Here is a 17983-nt window from a genome sequence, read left to right as displayed (position 1 = left end):
CTTCGGGGCGTTGGTACACCCACCCGCGACCACCCGTTGACCCCCAGTGGAGGCTGAGGCTTCCGGTGGGGGTCGAGCGCCGTCGGCGGCTGCGGCTACAGGCGGTCCGCCACCTTGCGGGCCGCCTTCAGCACATCGCCCCTGGGGGTGCCGGGCAGGCTGCCGTGGTGGCGGGTCCAGTGGTCCTCCAGGGCGAACCAGTCCACCGGTTTGGGCTTGCGGCGGGCCGCCAGGGCGGCGTCCAGCTCCTTGAGATAGGTGGCCCAGCGCAGCCGGTAGAGGCCGCCGACCAGCCCGGCCCACTCCCGGTTGGCATAGTCGTGCAGCTTGCCGCCATTGGCCGAGGCCCGCGGACCCCAGGTGGTGAGCACCGAGAGCGCGTCATATTCCAGATGGTCGCGTTCGGCCCCGGTAGCGCCCCAGGAGCGCGCCTGCGCCACCCAACGGCCCAGCAGATGACGGCCGTCGGTGGCGACCAGCTCCTCCAGCAGATCCATCCAGCCGAGCCACTCCCGCGACAGCGCTCCCAACCGGGCCCGGTTTCTGCCCTCATAGGCGGACTTCAGCTGTGGAAGCAGGGCCCGGCTGCGGTTGGAGACGCACTGACGGGCCACATCCAGCAGGTCATGGCGGTAGGCGGTGCTGTGGCGGAGTGCGGGGGCCACCGCCAGCAGGGCGGGCAGGGCGCGCTCGAACTCCGCCGGGTCATAGCGCAGTTGGCGGGGCGACCAGCCGGCGGCATGGGTCACCGCCAGGTCGGGGCGGGCGCCGAACAGGCCCTCGGCGCCCTCGCTCCATCCGTCCTCCCGGGTGGTGCCATAGGCGGTGCGGGCGAGTACCTCCCAGGCCCGGCGGGCCTCGCGGTCCTCGGCGCCATAGCGGCAGACCGGCCAGTGCCGGAACCATTCGGCCGCCTCGGTGGGCCCGTCGCTCCAGGCGAGGTCGGCGAAGAAGGCGAGCGCCGCGGGGTTGTTGTCGGCCGCCTCCGGCATCAGGGCAATGCCCCGCAGCGCGCTGCCCGGCCTGGTCCGCCAGTGGTCGTAAAGGCGGGTCCAGTCGGGGATGTTGGCGCCCATGGCGGTGTGACCGCCGAAGTTCCAGATGGAGCCGAAGGCATAGGGGGTGCCGCCCCAGTCCTTCTCCCGGTCGGTGACCGCGGGGTCGCGGTCGGAGAGCCCGTCCAGCACCAGCATCCGGGAGCGGTCCACGGCGTCCACGATCTCCCGGCGGGGGTTGGACTGCCAGCCCAGGATGGCCCAGACGGCCTTGGGGTGTGCGGTGCGCAGCGCCTTCTCCACGGCCCGGGCGGCCGCGCCCACCGGGACGTCGCCCGGGGTGCCGCCCTCGTGCAGCAGGTCCATCTTGTACATGGAGGTGGCGCCGTACAGTTCCCGCTGGACGCGGTAGTAGGTGCGGGCGACCCGGGCGAAGGCGGGGGTGCGCGGGTCCAGCCAGTCGGGGCGGGGGAAGCCGCCCCAGTCGCCCTGGGGGATGGTGCGGGCGCCGGGGACGCGGTGGGCGAAGCCGGGTGGCACGGTGCCGTAGTAGCCGGGCAGCACCGGGGTGATGCCCAGTTCGCGCAGCCGGCCGGTGATCCGCCGGGCCAAGGCCGCGCGGCGGTCGAGCAGTTGGCGGGAGACGGGGCCGCCGAAGGAGGCCATGTTCTGCAGCAGCCACCAGGGCTGGTGGGCGGGCCCGGGAACCCACCGGAGCAACTCGGCGTCGCTATAACCGTGTTCGAGGAATGTTCGGTGGTAGACGGCGTCGGCGCCGGTGTAGACGAGCACCTCGTTGAAGCCGTGCAGGGCCAGGACATCGATCTCGTGCTGCCAGTAATCCCAGTCCTGATAGGGGCCGGTGTAGCCGTCGTTGGTGTCGTTGAGCACAAAACGGTGGGGCACGTTCGCGGTGGCGGTGAGGGGGGTACGGACCGCGGGAAGGCCGGCGGGGAGGGCGGTCTGTTCACCGGCCCAGGAGAAGTGGGCGTGCGCGGTATGTCTGAGGTACCGGTGGAAGCCGGTGAGCTGGACGGCGGGGGTACTGCCCTCGACCAGGATCCGGCCCGCGGTGCCGGTCACCCGGAAGGCGTCGGCCCCGCCATGGCGGGGGAGCGGGCGGAAGGTGACCTGGTGGTGATGGCGGGGCAGCAGCCGGGCCAGGGCGGCCGCGGCCGCTCCCTGGCCGCCGGAGGGTTCGGCGGGGGGCGCGGCCGGGGGTTCGGCGGGGGGTTCGCCGGGAGGCGCGGCCTCGGCGGCGGGGGCGGCCAGGGCACCGGCTGCGGCGGTGGTGGCGAGGGCTCCGAGAAGGGTGCGGCGGGTGATGTGCATGGGGTGACCTCCCATGGCGCTGTGGTTCCTTGGCTGGACCACTGGAGCGCGGAGATCCTATGAGCCGACGACCGCGAAGCGTCAAGGGCGCGAAGGGCGGTACCACTGCACCGGTTACATTTGGCACGAATGGCCCCATGGGGCAGTCCTGTCCCATCCGGCTCGTTCCCCTGCCATGAGGAGGCCCGTGCGACCACTCACCGCGGCCATCGGCCTTGTCGCCGTCGGCCTGCTGGGCGCCGTGCTGTCCGGCTGCGGCGATCCGGCCGGGCTGAAGGTCACCGGCCCGGCGGCCAGTCCGGCGACCGGCCCGGTGACCGCCTATGTGCTGGAGGCCCCCGGCCGTCCGGAACTGCGGCGTCCGGACTCCTTCCTGGTGGGCGGTACGGTCCATCTGACCGGGCTGCGCTGGCGGAGCTGGGACGGGCCGAACGCGGAGGGCAGCGGCCAGGTGTCCGGCACCTGGTGCATGCCGGAGTGCGGGGCGCATCCGTACCGGGCCGAGGTCCGGCTCAGCAGGCTGGTGCGGCAGGATCGTTCCGCTTACTACAGCCGGGCCGTGGTGATCGCCGAGGGGTTGCCCCCGGAACAGCAGAACGAGCTGCGCGACCTGCGGCTCTTCGTACCGAAGCGTTAGCCGTACCAAGTGTTGGCCGTACCGAAGCGTGGGCCGTATGCCCGAAGCGTTTGCCGTATGCCCGAAGTGTTAGCCGTCGAGGAGCCCTGACCGCATGGGACTGCGTTCGAAGATCGGTGCGGCGATCACCGTGACCGCCGCGCTGGTCGCCGTCCTCATGGGCTTTGTGGTGCACCACCGCACGGCAAGCAACCAGCTGGACGCGGCCCGGGACGCGATCGACTCCCGGCTGGTGTCGGCGGTGGAGGACCACGCGGCCGGTACGCACTGGCGGCCGCACATCCTGGTGAACCCCCGGAAGATGCCCGAGCCGCTGCGCCGGGCGGCGGAGCGGGGCAAGCGGGCCACTTACCTGGACAACCGGGGCGGCGACCCCACGCTGTGGGCGGCCAGCCGGCTGGGCAACGACATCATCGTGGTCAAGCGGCCGTACAGCAGGGAGACCCGCAATCTGCGCGATCTGGATGATGTGCTGCTGGTGGCGGGCGGGCTGGGCACCGCCTTCGCCGGGGTGGTGGGCGTCGCACTGGCCACGGTGGCCGGGCGCCGGCTGAACTCCTCGGCGCGGATCGCGGAGCGGATCGCCGAGGGCGACCTCACCGCCCGGCTGCGGCCGCGTGGCGGCAAGGACGAGATCGCCCGGCTGATGGAGGCCGTCAACTCCATGGCCGACGCGCTGGCCGCCCGGCTGCAGGCGGAGCGCGAGGTGACCGCCAATATCTCGCATGAGCTGCGCACTCCGGTGGCCGGTCTGGTGGCGGCGGCCTCGGTGCTGCCGGAGAGCCGGGCCGCCGAGATGGTGCGCGAACGGGCCCGGCGGGTGAGCGAACTGCTGGAGGACGTACTGGAGGTGGCCCGGCTGGACGGCGACGCCGAACGGGCCGAGACGGAGGTACGGGCGCTGGGCGAGCTCACCCGGCGCGCGGTACGGGCGGCCGCGCCGGAGCGGGAGGCGGCGGTGCGGGTGCGGGTGGTGCGCGACAGTCTGGTGGAGACCGATGCGCGCCGGGTGGAGCGGATACTGGCCAACCTGGTCACCAATGCGTTCCGCCATGGGGCGGAGCCGGTGACGGTGGAGGTGGACGGGCCGGTGGTGCACGTCAACGACGCGGGGCCCGGCTTCCCGGCGCAGCTGCTGCACGGGGGGCCGCAGCGGTTCCGCACCGGCTCCGGGAAGGGGCTGGGCCTGGGCCTGACCATCGCCTCCGGCCAGGCACGGGTACTGGGTGCACGGCTGGCGTTCGCGAACCCGCGGGGCGGGGGTGCGCGGGCGACGCTTGACCTCAGCGAGGCGGAGCGGGGGGGTTGACGGGGGGCGGTGCGTTGTCATTTGGCTCGCCCCGTATGTGCCTGGTTGTGCGGCTCCCCCGCGCCCCTGGGTTCCGGTTCCGGTTCCGGATCCGGATCCGGATCCGATTGTGGGCAGTCGTTCCGCAGGGCGATGGGGGCGCCCCCGGCCGGAGGCTGGGGGAAGTGGGCACAACCGGCCACCGGGGTGCACCCGGCGACGAATCGGCGTCTGCCGATGGCGGTTGCCGGTCGGCCGCAGGCCGGTGCGTGGCTGGTCGCGCAGTTCCCCGCGCCCCTGGCGGGGGAACTCAAGTCAGTGGTTTGGCGAAGCACTGGCTGTACGGCTCGTGGCGGTAGAGGCCGAATTTGGGGGCGGGGGCGTAGCCCACGGAGAGGTACAGCGCTACCGCCTCCGGCTGTTTGAGGCCCGTCTCCAGAACCATCCGCAGCCGCCCGGCCGCCCGCGCGCTCTCCTCCAGCATGCCGAGGATGCGCCGGGCCAGCCCGCGTCCGCGGGCCGCCTCCACCGTGAACATGCGCTTTATCTCGGCGTCGCCATCCGCGTACCCCTCCTCATTGAGGTCCTGGGCCCGCCAGCCGCCGGTTGCCACCGGGCTGCCGTCCGGGGTGTAGGCGATGAGATACAGGCCACGCGGCGGGCTGAACTCCGCCGGGTCCATGGCGGTCAGATCGATGGCCCCGTAGCGGGCCAGGTACTCCTGCTGGGCTTGGCCGTCAAGGGACTTGGCGTCGGGATGGTCGTAACCGACCGGCACGATCCGCATGCCCGGGATCGTACGCAGCGGCCACCGGGCGCGGTACGGCCTGTCTCGGAAGTCGGTATCGTGCCGGAATGCTCACCGTGACGACCGTGAATGTGAACGGCCTGCGCGCCGCGGCCAAGAAGGGCTTTATCGACTGGCTGGCGGCCACCGAGGCGGATGTGGTCTGCCTTCAGGAGGTGCGCGCCGAGCCGCAGCAGCTCCCCGAGGAGGTGCGCCGGCCGGCCGGCTGGTACGCCTTCCACGCCCCGGCGGCGGCCAAGGGCCGGGCGGGCGTCTCGGTGTACTCCCGGCGCGAGCCGGACGCGGTGCGCACCGGCTTCGGTTCGGCCGAGTTCGACGGCTCCGGCCGCTATCTGGAGATCGACCTGCCCGGCGTCACGGTGGCCAGCCTCTATCTGCCCTCCGGCGAGGTGGGCACCGAGCGGCAGGACGAGAAGGAACGCTTTATGGCCGAGTTCCTGCCGTATCTGGTGGGGCTGAAGGCCCGGGCCGCCGCCGAGGGCCGTGAGGTGCTGGTCTGCGGTGACTGGAACATCGCGCACCAGGAGGCGGACCTGAAGAACTGGAAGGCCAACCAGAAGAGCGCGGGCTTCCTGCCGGAGGAGCGGGCCTGGCTGACCAAGGTCTTCGAGGAGTATGTGGATGTGGTGCGTGCCCTGCACCCGGATGTCGCCGGACCGTACTCCTGGTGGTCCTACCGGGGCCGGGCCTTCGACAATGACTCCGGCTGGCGGATCGACTACCTGGTCGCCTCGCCGGGCCTGGCCGCGCGGGCGCTGAAGGCCCGGGTGGAGCGGGCCGCCTCGCATGCGGAGCGGTGGAGCGACCACGCGCCGGTGACGGCGGTCTTCGGGGACTGAGGGGACGAGGGGACGAGGGGACAAGACGAGGGGGCTGCGCGAGCGGCCCCCGCTGCCTAGCATCGGTGTGTGCCGATTGAGCTGAATCACACCATCGTCCAGTCCCGTGACAAGCACGCGGCCGCGAGGTTCGTGGGGGAGCTGCTCGGCCTTGAGGTCGGGGCTCCCTTCGGCCCCTTCGTTCCGCTGGTCACCGACAACGGGGTGACCCTGGACTACGCGACCAGCGACCGCTCGGATATCCCGCCGCAGCACTATGCCTTCCTGGTCTCCGAGAAGGACTTCGACCAGATCTTCGGGCGGATCCAGGAGGCGGGGGTGACCTATTACCCGTCGCCCGCGCTGGACCGGCCAGGGGAGATCAACCACCGGGACGGCGGCCGAGGGGCCTACTTCCGGGATCTCGACGGGCATGTGCTGGAGATCATCACCCGTCCGTATGGGAGCGGCCCGGCGAGCTGACCCCGGTGCGCAGCCGGCGGGACATGGCCAGGGCGACCTCCGCCTCGATCACCGTCTTGGCCAGTGGCCACAGCCGCTCCAGTGCGGGGGAAAGCGCCTCACCGTCCGCCACATGGTCCCTGACCAGCGCGGTGAAGGTCTCGGCCAGGGCGTCGGCCTGGGCGCGTACCCGGCGGCCGGCCTCCAGGACGGCGGAGAGCGGAACGCCGTCGCGTACCAGATCGGTGGAGGCGTCCAGCAGACGGCGGCTGACATGGACGATCTCCTCGCCGTCCACGGCGAGATAGCCCAGGTCCAGGGAGGCGGCCAGGTTCTCCACGGTGGCCTGGCCGGCGAAGTGGTCGGCCAGTTCGCCGGGCGTCAGGCGCACCGGGGTTTCGGCGGCCCAGGGTGCCTCGGCCAACGAGCCGTCCAGGCCCAGGAGTTCGCCCACATCACGCCGCCCGGATTCAAAGGCGGCCAGCAACTCGGCTATGCCGCCCAGCGTATGGCCGCGCTCCAGCAGCGCGGCGATGGTACGCAGCCGGGCCAGATGGCGGTCGTCGTACCAGGCGATCCGGCCCGCCCGGCGGGGCGGCGGGAGCAGGCCCCGTTCCCGGTAGAAGCGCAGGGTACGGACGGTGATGCCGGCTGCCTCGGCCAGTTCGGACGCCCGGTACTCGCGGGGCCGGGCCGCCTCCCCGGCGTCCCGGGTGTCTTCCGCGTCCTTCACGCCGAAAGTCTAAGGGGAAGCCCCAGGCGGCGATGCCTGGCAAATCCCTTACGTCGAGGGCCTACTGGCGCGGCGCCCGCTGTCCTACGCTCGGACTCTGCCAGTGAACGCTGGCAGCGTCGTGTGGGACACGAGAGGCGGCGAGCATGACCGAACGTGATCGTCAGCACGTCCGGGTCGCGGTGATCGGATCCGGTTTCGGCGGCCTGGGCGCGGCCGTACGGCTGCGCCGTGCGGGCGTCACCGACTTTGTGGTGCTGGAACGGGCCGAGGCGCTGGGCGGCACCTGGCGCGACAACACCTATCCCGGCTGTGCCTGTGATGTGCCTTCCCATCTGTACTCCTTCTCCTTTGCGCCCAACCCGGCCTGGCCGCGCGCCTTTTCCGGCCAGGAGCACATCAGGACCTATCTGGAGGGGATCGCGGACACCTTCCGGCTGCGCCCGCATCTGCGCTTCGGCCATGAGGTGCGGCAACTGTGCTGGAACGACCAGGAGTTGCACTGGGAGGTGAGCACATCCCGGGGTGAACTCACCGCCGATGTGGTGGTATCGGCCGCCGGGCCGCTGGCCGATCCCAGCATTCCGGACATCCCCGGGCTGGACCGCTTCCCCGGCCGGGTCTTCCACTCCGCCCGCTGGGACCATGACTACGACCTGCGCGGCAAGCGGGTGGCGGTGATCGGAACCGGCGCCTCCGCCATTCAGTTCGTCCCCGGCATCCAGCCCCGGGTGGAGCGTCTCACCCTCTTCCAGCGCACCCCGGCCTGGGTGATACCGCGCGCCGACCGCCGGATCACCGCCGCCGAACGCTGGCTGCACCAGAAGGTGCCGGTCACCGGAGCGCTGCGCCGGGGCGTGCTGTGGGGTGTAAGGGAGTGGCAGGTCAGCGCCTTCGCCAAACGGCCGGGCCAGTTGCGGGGGGTGCAGTGGCTGGCCAAGTCCCATCTGCACCGGGCGGTCAAGGATCCGGCGCTGCGGGCCGCGCTCACTCCGGACTACCGCATCGGCTGCAAGCGGATCCTGCTCTCCAATGACTTCTATCCGGCGCTGGCCCGGCCCAATGTCGATCTGGTGCCCTCCGGACTGGCCGAGGTACGCGGCTCCACGCTGATCGCCGCCGACGGCACCCGGGCCGAGGCGGACGCCATCATCTTCGGCACCGGGTTCCATGTCACCGATATGCCCATTGCCGAGCGGGTGGTGGGGGCGGCCGGGCGCACCCTGGCCGAGGAGTGGAAGGACGGCATGGCCGCGCTGCGCGGCGCCAGCGTGGCCGGGTTCCCCAACTTCCTCACGGTGATCGGGCCCAACACCGGGCTGGGCAACAGCTCAATGATCCTGATCATCGAGTCCCAGCTGAACTATCTGGTGGATTTCCTGCGGCAGTTGGACATCCTGGGCGGCAAGGCGGCGCTGGACGCCCGTCCTTCGGCGGTCAACGCCTGGAACCGGCAGCTCCAGCGGCGACTTGAACGATCGGTGTGGAACACCGGGAACTGCACCAGCTGGTATCTGGACGCCGAGGGGCGCAATACGGTGGTCTGGCCGGGCACCACCGCGGAGTTCCGCCGCGCCACCCGGCGGGTGGACCTGCAGGAGTACCGGCTGCTGCGGCCGCCGCGGGCCCGGCGGCGTACCCCGGCGGCCGCGGAGGCCGCCCGATGAGCGCCCGGGTGCCGCTGTCCGGACAGGTGGTGGTGATCACCGGGGCGGCGCGCGGGGTGGGCGAGCTGCTGGCGCGCAAGCTGGCGGCGCGCGGGGCAAGGCTTGCGCTGGTGGGGCTGGAGCCGGAGCGGCTGCGGCGGGTGGCGGAATCGCTGCCCGCCGAGACCGGGCACTGGTACGCGGATGTCACCGACGCCGAGGCGATGGGCCGGGTGGCAGCCGAGGTACGGGAACGCTTCGGCAAGGTCGATGTGGTGGTGGCCAACGCCGGGGTGGCCAATGGCGAGCCCTTCGAAGGCGGCGACCTGGCCGTCTGGCGGCGGGTGATCGAGGTCAACCTGGTGGGCAGCGCGGTCACCGGGCACGCCTTTCTGGACGCGCTGGCCGAGAGCCGGGGGTATCTGCTCCAGATCGCCTCACTGGCCGCGATCCTCCCGGCCCCGATGATGAGCGCCTACTGCGCGTCCAAGGCGGGGGTGGAGGCGTATGCGCACAGCCTGCGGGCGGAGGTGGGGCACCGCGGGGTACGGGTCGGGGTGGCGTATCTCAGCTGGACCGACACCGACATGGTGCGCGGTGCGGACCGGGCGGAGGTGCTCAGGGAACTACGGTCCCGGCTGCCCTGGCCCGCCAACCGCACCTATCCGCTGGGCCCGGCGGTGGACCGGCTGGTGGCGGGCATCGAACACCGCTCCGCGCGGGTCTATGGGCAGGGGTGGATACGCGGGGTGCAGCCCGTCCGGGGGCTGCTGCCCGGGGTGCTGGCGCTGGGTGCCCGGCGCGAGATGCGCCGCTTCGCGCCCCGGCTGGCGGGGATGCGGGGGCTTGGTCTGGTGGGGGCGGGTGGGGCGGCGGACGAGCGGGCGCGGACGTCGGCCAGTGCGCCGGTCAGTACACCGGTCACTGAGCGTCATTGATCGAAATGCGGTGCGCGCTGGGGCGTGTGAGGCTGGTCGCGGCCCGAATCCCCGAGCTCCCCTAGGAGTGAACCCGCATGGGCATGAAGGACGAGATGCAGAAGAAGGCGCAGCAGGCCAAGCAGAAGGCGCAGCAAGGCAAGCAGCAGGCTCAGCAGCGTGGGCAGCAGTCGCAGGACAAGACGCGGCAGCAGCAACAGCAGCAGCAGCAGCGTGGGCAGCAGTCGCAGCAGTCGCGGCAGGAGTCGCTGGATGACATCCAGGATGACTTCGACGACCGCTTGTAAGCGGGCGCCTTGACCGGACGCGGCCCGGGGCTACGGCCCCGGGCCGCGTCCGTCCGCGCCCCTTCAGGGGCGCGGGGAACTGCGCGACCGGCCACGCACGGCCTGCGGCCGAACGGCAACGGTTGTCGGCAGACGCCGTTTCGTGGCCGGGTGCGCCCAATTAGGGGCGCGGGGAACTGCGCGAGCAACCACCCACGGCCTGCGGCCGAACGGCCAGGGTCGTCGGCAGACGCTGTTTCGTTGCCGGGTGCGGCCCGGTGGCCGGTTGTGCCCACCCTCCCCCAGCTACCGCTGGGAGGTGCCCCCATCGCCCTGCGGAACGACTGCCCACAACCGGGGAAGCAACTCGCCAATGGTCAGCGTGGCGGCAGGGCGGGGCGCCGCAGGTCCGGGACACCGGAATAGTCCGGCGGCGTGGACGCGCCGTGGCGGGCCAAGAGGTCCAGCGCCAGCCGCACCGCATCATCCATCTGCTTATGGCGCCCCTCCGCCCAGTCCAGCGGAGTACGGTCCACCTCGATATCCGGCTCCACGCCGTGGTTCTCCACGCCCCACCCATATGCGTCGAACCACGCCGCATTCATCGGCACCGTGATGGACGTACCGTCCACCAGCCGGTGGCGGCCGGTCATGCCGACCACCCCGCCCCAGGTGCGCAGGCCCACCACCGGCCCGATGCCCTGGAGTCTGAAGGCGGCGGTGATCATGTCGCCGTCGGAGGAGGTCATCTCGTCGGCGATGGCGACGATCGGGCCGCGCGGCGCATTGGAGGCGTAACTCACCGGCTGCGCGCCCCTGGTGAGGTCCCAGCCGATGATGGTGCGGGTCAGCTTCTCCACCACCAGCTCGCTGATATTGCCGCCCGCGTTGCCCCGGACATCCACGATCAGCGCGGGCCTGGACATCTCCATCCGCAGATCGCGGTTGAACTGCGCCCAGCCGGAGCCGCCCATATCGGGGATGTGCAGATAGCCGCATTTGCCGCCGCTCAACTCCCGTACCACCGCCCGGCGTTTGGCCACCCAGTCCTGGTAGCGCAGCGGCCGTTCGTCGATCAGCGGTACCACCGCCACCCGGCGCGGCGGTCCCTCGCCGTCCGGCGGGCGGAAGGTCAGCTCCACCGTGGTGCCGCCGGCCGCGGCCAGCAGCGGGCCGGGGCCGGTGACCGGGTCCACCGGGCGGCCGTCCACATGGGTCAGCGCCCAGCCCTCGTGGATGCCCGAACCGGCCAGCGGGGAGCGGGCCTTGGGGTCGGAGGAGTCGCCGGGCAGCACCCGGCGTACCGTCCAGGAACCGTCCTTCTGGTGGGTGAGGTTGACGCCCAGCAGCCCGATGGCGCGCTGGTAGTGCGGGGGGCCCTCATTGCGGCGGGAGGGGGTGACATAGGCGTGCGACGTGCCCAGTTCGCCCAGCACCTCGCGCAGCAGATCGGCGAACTCGTCGGGGGAGGCGACCCGTTCGACCAGCGGTCGGTACTGCTCCAGCACCCCGTCCCAGTCGATGCCGCACATCCCGGGCTCCCAGAAGTAGGCCCGGACGATCCGGCCCGCCTCCTCGTACGCCTGCCGCCACTCCGCGGCCGGGTCCACCTCGTGCAGGATGCGCCGCATATCGATATAGACCGTGGACTCCGGGTCGGCGGTGTCCGTGGCGGGCACCACCCGCAGGTCGCCCTCGTCATTGACCACCAGCCGGCTGCCGTCGCCGCTGAGCGCGAACCAGTCGATGGAGCTGGTGAGTTCGGTGCGCTTGGCCTTGGTGAGGTCGAAGTGCTCCAGGGTGGGGCGGCCGGAGGTGTCGGCCGGGTTGGCGAAGGTCTCGCCCAGCGCGCCGGAGATCGGCCAGCGCAGCCAGACCAGTCCGCCGCCGCTGACCGGGCGCAGCGAGGAGTACTTGGAGGCGGCCACCGGGAAGGGGGTCACCCGGTTCTCCAGCCCCTCGGTCTCCACCAGCACCGCCCCGCCCTCGCCCTCGGTCCCGTCCAGGTCCAGTCCGCCGGCGGCCGGGCGGCCCTCGGTGGACACCGCGAACGGCGAGGGGGTGGCCGAGGACAGCGGCACCAGATACGGGCGGCAGCCCAGCGGGAAGGACAGGTCGCCGGTGTGCACGTCATAGACCGGGTCGAAGCCGCGCCAGGAGAGGAAGGCCAGGTAGCGGCCGTCCCGGGTGAACACCGGCTGCTCGTCCTCGAAGCGGCCATTGGTGACGTCCACGGTCAGCCGGTCCGACAGCCGGGCGATCTTGATCTGCCGCAGTGAGCGCCCGATGCCGGGATGGGACCAGGTCAGCCAGTTGGAGTCGGGGGAGAAGGCCAGGTCGCGCACCGGTCCGTTGTCCGAGCGGATCAGTTCGCCGACCTGTCCCTCGCCGTCCTCGGAGGCGTCCACCAGCAGCAGCCGGCCGTCATGTGCGGCCACCGCCAGCCGCTGGCCGTCGGGTGAGGCGACCATCTCGTGCACCCGTCCGATCCGTCCCGCGGCCACCCGGTGCGGCTCCAAGGCGTGGGTGGCGCTGGGCAGTTGGGTGATCTCGATGGCGTCCTCGCCGGCGGCGTCGGTGACGTAGGCAATACGGCCGGTGGAGCCCAGCATTTCCGGCAGCCGGGTGCGCACTCCCGGGGTGTCGGCGATGGCCCGGGCGGGGCCGTCGCGGTGGGTGAGCCAGTAGAGGCTGCCGCGTACCTGGACCGCGCTGGCCCGGCCGGTGGTGTCCACACTGAGCGCGTCCACATTGGTGGCCGTCTGCACCTGGTAGCGGCGTCGTCCGGCGCGCGGCCCGCCCAGGCGCACCCGGAGCCTGCGCGGGGTGCCGCCGGGGCCGAAGTCCTCGGCCAGCCAGATGTCACCGGCGCACTGGTAGACGACCCGGGTGCCGTCGGTGGCGGCATGCCGGGCGTAGTACGCGTCATGGTCGGTGTGGCGGCGCAGGTCGGAGCCGTCGGGCAGACAGGAGTAGAGGTTGCCCACGCCCTCGTGGTCGGAGAGGAAGGCGATCCGGTCGCCCACGAACATCACCGAGTCCAGATGCCCGTTGATGTCCGGGACCAGCCGGGTGCCGTCCAGCCACATCCGTCCCATGGCCCCGCCCCGGTAGCGCTTCCAGGAGGCCGGTTCATGCGGGGGCTTCCCGGCCAGCAGCAGGGTGTGGCCCGGGGCGTCCCCGGTGCCGCGCATGGCGATGTCCGCCACCGGGCCCCAGGGCAGCCGTCCGCCCGGACTGCCGTCCACCGGCAGCCGGTAGGCCCAGGAGAAGTAGGAGAAGGGCTGGCCGTGCGAGGAGACCGCCAGGATGTCGCTGCGGCCCTCGTGGTCCGGCGGCGTCCAGCCGCATACCCGGGTGTCGGTGCTGCCCCAGTAGCTCAGGCGGCGGGCCGGTCCGCCGTCCACCGGCGCCAGATGGACCTCCGGGTCCAGACTGCGCCAGCTGGTGAAGGCGATCTGCCGGCCGTCCGGCGAGAAGCGGGGGTGCCCCAGGCGGGTGCGGTCCACGGTCAGCCGCCAGGCCCGCTCCCCGGCGGTGTCCGGGGAGGCCAGCCATAGGTCGTCCTCGGCGACAAAGCAGATCAGATCGCCGTGGAGATGGGGGAACCGCAGATAGGCATCGGTCACTTCTCCATGGTTTCCAGGGCCCGGGGGCCCGGCAACTCGGTCCGTGACGGAGAACACCATCGAAACGGTCCGGTTTCGCTATGACCCGGACTTACGCTCGTACGGTACGAAACAGTTTCGTTCGATCGGCTCTTCGAAGGGAGGCGCGGTATGCCGTCGGAAGCACCCAAACCGCCGGTGCGCCGCACCCGGCTCACCCCCGAACGTGAGGGTGAGCTCTACGAGGCCGTGCTGGCGCTGCTGCGCGAGGTCGGCTACGAAGCCCTGACCATGGACGCCGTCGCGGCCCGTACCCGCTCCAGCAAGGCCACCCTCTACCGTCAGTGGAAGGGCAAGCCGGAACTGGTGGCGAGCGCGCTGCGGCACACCAAGCCCGTCCGGCTGGACGACATCGACACCGGTTCGCTGCGCGGTGACCTGGTGGCGATGGCGGACAAGGCGGACGAGCACCGGATGGAGAAGGACGTGGCCCTTATGCGAGGGCTCGGCCACGCCATCCACCGCGACCGCGACCTGCACCGGGCGCTTCGCGAGCTGCTGATCGAACCCGAGACCGCCGCCATGCGGCGCATGCTGCAGCGGGCGGTGGACCGCGGCGAGGTCTCCCCGGACCGTCCCGCCCTGGAGTACGTCGGGCATATGACGCTCGGCGCCTTCATCACCCGGCCGCTGATCGAGGACGTCCCGGTGGACCGGGACTACCTCGTCCGCTATATCGACGCCGTGGTGCTCCCCGCCCTCGGCCTCTGACCCCCCCCACCCCACATCACCCATAACGCACCGGTACCCGGCGCGCCGCTCTCGTCGCCGGGCTGGTTGCCCGCTGCCAGAAACGCTCGTTCTTTTATCTCCGACGGGAGCAGAACCCCTCGTGGCCACCTTTCTCTACAAACTCGGCCGGCTCGCCTTCCGGCGCCGCTGGTATGTCGCCCTGATATGGGTGGTGTTGCTGGGCCTGGCCGGCACCGGCGCCGCCACGGCCTCCAAGTCCACCAACGACAGCTTCTCCATACCTGGCACCGAGGCCCAGCACGCCTTCGACCTGCTGGGCCAGCGCTACCCGGGCAAGAAGGCCGACACCGCCTCGGCGCGGATCGTCTTCAAGGCCCCGGGCGACCAGAAGATCGACGCCAAGGAGAACAAGGCCAAGGTCGAGAAGGTCGTCGCCGAGCTGACCGGCCCGCAGGTGGACCACGCGGACGATCCCTTTGTGGCCCACACCGTCAGCCATGACCGGAGCACCGCCTTCGCCCAGGTCACCTACAAGGTCAAGTCCAACCAGCTGACCGATGCCTCGCGCAAGACGCTCACCGACGCGCGGAAGCACGGCCAGGACTCGGGGCTGACCGTGGAGATGGGCGGCAGCGCCCTTCAGCAGATGCCCGCGGGTGACAACACCGAGGTCATCGGCCTGATGATGTCGGCCGTGGTGCTGCTGATCACCTTCAGCTCGCTGGTGGCGGCCGGGCTGCCGCTGCTCACCGCGATCATCGGCGTGGGCATCGGCGTCTCCTCCATCACCGCGCTCTCCGCCACGCTGGGGCTCTCCAGCAACACCTCCACCCTGGCCATGATGATCGGCCTCGCGGTGGGCATCGACTACGCGCTGTTCATCGTCTCCCGCTACCGCGCCGAGCTGGCCGAGGGCCGGGAGCGCGAGGAGGCCGCCGGACGGGCGGTCGGCACGGCCGGCTCCGCGGTGGTCTTCGCCGGCCTGACCGTGGTCATCGCCCTGGTCGGCCTGGCCGTGGTCAATATCCCGATGCTGACCCAGATGGGCGTGGCGGCGGCCGGTACGGTCGTCATCGCCGTTCTGATCGCCCTCACCCTGATCCCGGCCCTGCTGGGCTTCGCGGGCCGCAAGGTGCTGGCCCGCAAGGTGCGCAAGGGCACCCAGGCGGACGCGGAGAAGCCCAATATGGGCACCCGCTGGGCCCGGGTGGTGCTGCGCCGCCCGCTGCTGGTGCTGCTGGCCGGTGTGCTCGGCCTGGGCGCGTTGGCGGTGCCCGCCGCCTCGCTCCAGCTGGGGCTGCCGGACGACAGCGCCCAGCCGGTGAAGACCACCCAGCGCAAGGCCTATGACCTGATCTCCGAGAGCTTCGGTCCGGGCTTCAATGGCCCGCTGATGATCGTGGTGGACGCGGGCAAGGGCAAGCCGGTCAAGAACGCGGCGGACACCGTGGTCAAGACCCTCAATGGCATGGGCGACGTGGCCTCGGTCGGCCGGGCGGTGCCCAATGGGCCGCATGGCGACACCGCGATGATCAATGTGGTGCCCAAGTCCAGGCCGAGCAGCACCGAGACCGAGGACCTGGTGCACGCCATCCGGGACAAGGGCCGCTCGCTGAAGGCCGAGACCGGGGCGACGGTGCTGGTCACCGGCACCACGGCGATGAACATCGACGTCTCCCAGAAGCTGAACGACGCGCTGCTGCCCTACCTGGCGCTGGTGGTCGGACTGGCCTTCCTGCTGCTGATCGTGGTCTTCCGGTCGGTGCTGGTGCCGCTGAAGGCGGCGCTGGGCTTCCTGCTCTCGGTGGTCGCCGCGCTGGGCGCGGTGGTCGCGGTCTTCCAGTGGGGCTGGCTGAGCTCGGTGTTCGGGGTCGAGGAGACCGGGCCGATCATGAGCATGATGCCGATCTTCATGGTGGGCGTGGTGTTCGGACTGGCCATGGACTACGAGGTCTTCCTGGTGACCCGGATGCGGGAGGCGTATGTCCACGGCGAGCGGCCGGGCGAGGCGATCGTCACCGGCTTCCGGCACGGGGCGCGGGTGGTGACCGCTGCCGCGGTCATCATGATCAGCGTCTTCGCCGGATTCATCGGCTCCTCGGAGTCGATGATCAAGATGATCGGCTTCGGACTGGCGGTGGCCGTCTTCCTGGACGCGTTCATTGTGCGGATGGCCATTGTTCCGGCCGTGCTGGCCCTGCTGGGGCGGGCCGCCTGGTGGCTGCCTGGGTGGCTGGACCGGGTGCTGCCGAGTGTGGACGTCGAGGGGGAGGGGCTTGCCGCTGCCTCGCCCGTGGAGCGTGAGCCGGAGCCGGTTGGCGTCTGACCCGCCGCTGGGGGGCACGCCCCTTCGGGGCGTCTTTTCCGCCCACCCACCCGCAGCCCGTTACCCGGCGCGGTTGGGTGGGCGGCCGCGCAGCCGCGAAACGTGGCAAATACCACCACACGGAACCGCCCCCCACCCAAACCACGTTTTCCAGGTCGAAGGAAGGGGCACCCCGTGAACCTGCTCGACCTCCTGCTGATCCTCATCGTGATCGGCTACGCCATATCCGGCTTCCGGCGCGGCCTGGTCGCCAGCGCCATCCTGCTGGCCGGCTTCCTCGGCGGCGCCGTCATCGGCGTCTGGGTGCTGCCCACCGTCATCAAACACTTCGAGGCCGGCTCCGCCACGGCCGCAGTGGTGGCCGTCCTGGTCGTGCTGCTGCCCGCCGCCATCGGGCACGCGCTGGCCGGACGCCTGGCCTGGGAGCTGCGCAGCCGGCTCACCTGGGCCCCGGTGCGCGGTGTGGACGGCGTCGGCGGCGCGGCCGTCAACGCGGCGGCCGTGCTGCTGGTGGCCTGGGTCGCCGCCAGCGTCCTGGTCTCGGCCAACTCCACCGGCCTCACCCGGCAGATCAAGGACTCCCGGGTGCTGGGCGCGGTCCAGGACGCCATGCCGGAGCAGGCCCCCACCTGGTTCAGCCGCACCACGGACGCGCTGTCCGGGGCCGGGTTCCCGCAGGTCTTCAACCCCTTTGAGAACGAGCCCGCCACCAGCGTCGCCAAGCCCACCGGCAAGGCGTCCCCGGCCGCCACCGAGGCCGCCCGGCGCAGTGTGGTGAAGATCGAGGGCGTGGCGGATGTCGGCGAGGGCGAGCGCGGCCAGGAGGGCAGCGGCTTTGTCTACGCCCCCGAGCATGTGATGACCAATGCCCATGTGGTGGCCGGAGTGACCGAGCCCACCGTCCGGGTCGGCGGCGTGGGCCCCGCGCACCGCGCCCGGGTGGTGCTCTTCGACCCCGACACCGATGTGGCCGTCCTGGACGTCCCCGGCCTCCGGGCCCCGGTGCTGCCCTTCGACAAGACCGCCAAGCGCGGGGACGCCGCCGTGGTGGCGGGCTTCCCGGAGAACGGCGGACTGGACCTGCGCACCGCCGTGGTGGCCAATGAGGTCCGGGCCAAGGGCCAGGACATCTACGGCGACGGAGTCACCACCCGTACCGTCTACTCGGTGCGCTCCACCGTCCGTCCCGGCAACTCCGGAGGCCCCCTGCTCAGCCCCTCCGGCCGGGTCTACGGTGTGGTCTTCGCCCGTTCCACGGCCAACGCCGAGACCGGCTATGCGCTGACCGCCCGGCAGGTGGCGGCGGACGCCCAGGAGGCCGCCACGGCCACCACCCCGGTGGACACCGGCAGCCGGGCGGCGCTGTAACGCCG

General features: G+C 71.6%; 14 protein-coding genes. 10 read left to right on the top strand and 4 right to left on the bottom strand.

The window, feature by feature from the left end:
* Positions 1 to 95: 95 nt before the first annotated feature.
* Positions 96 to 2327 carry an alpha-N-acetylglucosaminidase gene (locus CV755_RS19860; protein WP_109281537.1) on the bottom strand — a complete coding sequence of 744 codons (2232 nt, stop codon included), beginning with the start codon at positions 2325 to 2327 and terminating at the stop codon, positions 96 to 98.
* A gap of 187 nt (positions 2328 to 2514) precedes the next feature.
* Between CV755_RS19860 and CV755_RS19855 the strand changes: the two genes are divergently transcribed.
* Together CV755_RS19855 and CV755_RS36740 are read left to right on the top strand one after the other, a co-directional pair.
* Positions 2515 to 2964 (top strand): hypothetical protein, encoded by a 450-nt coding sequence (locus CV755_RS19855; protein ID WP_109281536.1) that lies wholly within the window; start codon positions 2515 to 2517, stop codon positions 2962 to 2964.
* A 94-nt stretch (positions 2965 to 3058) separates the two neighbouring features.
* The gene (locus CV755_RS36740; RefSeq protein ID WP_109281535.1) at positions 3059 to 4273 is read left to right on the top strand and encodes an ATP-binding protein; all 1215 of its coding nucleotides are present in this window, start codon (positions 3059 to 3061) and stop codon (positions 4271 to 4273) included.
* A 289-nt stretch (positions 4274 to 4562) separates the two neighbouring features.
* Here the strand turns inward: CV755_RS36740 and CV755_RS19845 are convergent, their stop codons facing one another.
* Positions 4563 to 5039, bottom strand: a complete 477-nt coding sequence (locus CV755_RS19845; protein ID WP_109281534.1) for a GNAT family N-acetyltransferase — start codon at positions 5037 to 5039, stop codon at positions 4563 to 4565.
* Positions 5040 to 5107: 68 nt separating this feature from the next.
* On the opposite strand from CV755_RS19845, the gene CV755_RS19840 reads away from it, so the two are divergent.
* Both CV755_RS19840 and CV755_RS19835 read left to right on the top strand, forming a co-directional pair.
* Positions 5108 to 5899 carry an exodeoxyribonuclease III gene (locus CV755_RS19840; protein ID WP_109281533.1) on the top strand — a complete coding sequence of 264 codons (792 nt, stop codon included), beginning with the start codon at positions 5108 to 5110 and terminating at the stop codon, positions 5897 to 5899.
* A gap of 69 nt (positions 5900 to 5968) precedes the next feature.
* Positions 5969 to 6361, top strand: coding sequence for a VOC family protein (locus tag CV755_RS19835; RefSeq protein WP_109281532.1), 393 nt, complete (start codon positions 5969 to 5971; stop codon positions 6359 to 6361).
* Here the strand turns inward: CV755_RS19835 and CV755_RS19830 are convergent.
* Positions 6327 to 7073 (bottom strand): MerR family transcriptional regulator, encoded by a 747-nt coding sequence (locus CV755_RS19830; RefSeq protein WP_109281531.1) that lies wholly within the window; start codon positions 7071 to 7073, stop codon positions 6327 to 6329. The two genes, CV755_RS19835 and CV755_RS19830, sit on opposite strands and share 35 nt — an antisense overlap.
* A 146-nt stretch (positions 7074 to 7219) precedes the next feature.
* On the opposite strand from CV755_RS19830, the gene CV755_RS19825 reads away from it, so the two are divergent.
* From CV755_RS19825 to CV755_RS34715, 3 genes are all read left to right on the top strand, one after another.
* Entirely contained in the window at positions 7220 to 8740 is a 1521-nt protein-coding gene (locus CV755_RS19825; RefSeq protein WP_109281530.1) for a flavin-containing monooxygenase, read from the top strand.
* Positions 8737 to 9657 (top strand): SDR family oxidoreductase, encoded by a 921-nt coding sequence (locus CV755_RS19820; protein ID WP_109281529.1) that lies wholly within the window; start codon positions 8737 to 8739, stop codon positions 9655 to 9657. Before CV755_RS19825 ends, CV755_RS19820 begins: the two co-directional genes overlap by 4 nt.
* Before the next feature lie 77 nt (positions 9658 to 9734).
* On the top strand, positions 9735 to 9944 hold the full coding sequence (locus tag CV755_RS34715) for a hypothetical protein (protein WP_161968721.1): 210 nt from the start codon (positions 9735 to 9737) through the stop codon (positions 9942 to 9944).
* A gap of 356 nt (positions 9945 to 10300) precedes the next feature.
* Here CV755_RS34715 and CV755_RS19810 read toward each other — a convergent pair whose 3' ends face one another.
* Positions 10301 to 13612 carry a S41 family peptidase gene (locus CV755_RS19810; RefSeq protein WP_109281527.1) on the bottom strand — a complete coding sequence of 1104 codons (3312 nt, stop codon included), beginning with the start codon at positions 13610 to 13612 and terminating at the stop codon, positions 10301 to 10303.
* Between the two features lie 117 nt (positions 13613 to 13729).
* Between CV755_RS19810 and CV755_RS19805 the strand changes: the two genes are divergently transcribed.
* From CV755_RS19805 to CV755_RS19795, 3 genes are all read left to right on the top strand, one after another.
* Positions 13730 to 14302: a TetR/AcrR family transcriptional regulator gene (locus CV755_RS19805; RefSeq protein WP_109281989.1), complete on the top strand. Its 573-nt coding sequence runs from the start codon at positions 13730 to 13732 to the stop codon at positions 14300 to 14302.
* Positions 14303 to 14423: 121 nt separating this feature from the next.
* Positions 14424 to 16610 (top strand): MMPL family transporter, encoded by a 2187-nt coding sequence (locus CV755_RS19800; RefSeq protein WP_109281526.1) that lies wholly within the window; start codon positions 14424 to 14426, stop codon positions 16608 to 16610.
* A gap of 174 nt (positions 16611 to 16784) precedes the next feature.
* Positions 16785 to 17978, top strand: coding sequence for a MarP family serine protease (locus CV755_RS19795; protein ID WP_109281525.1), 1194 nt, complete (start codon positions 16785 to 16787; stop codon positions 17976 to 17978).
* Positions 17979 to 17983: the final 5 nt, after the last annotated feature.

This window comes from Streptomyces orinoci (assembly GCF_003121295.1).
GTDB lineage: Bacteria > Actinomycetota > Actinomycetes > Streptomycetales > Streptomycetaceae > Streptomyces > Streptomyces orinoci.
Note: the sequence above shows the minus strand (reverse complement) of the source record. Positions and strands in the feature narration are given on the sequence as shown.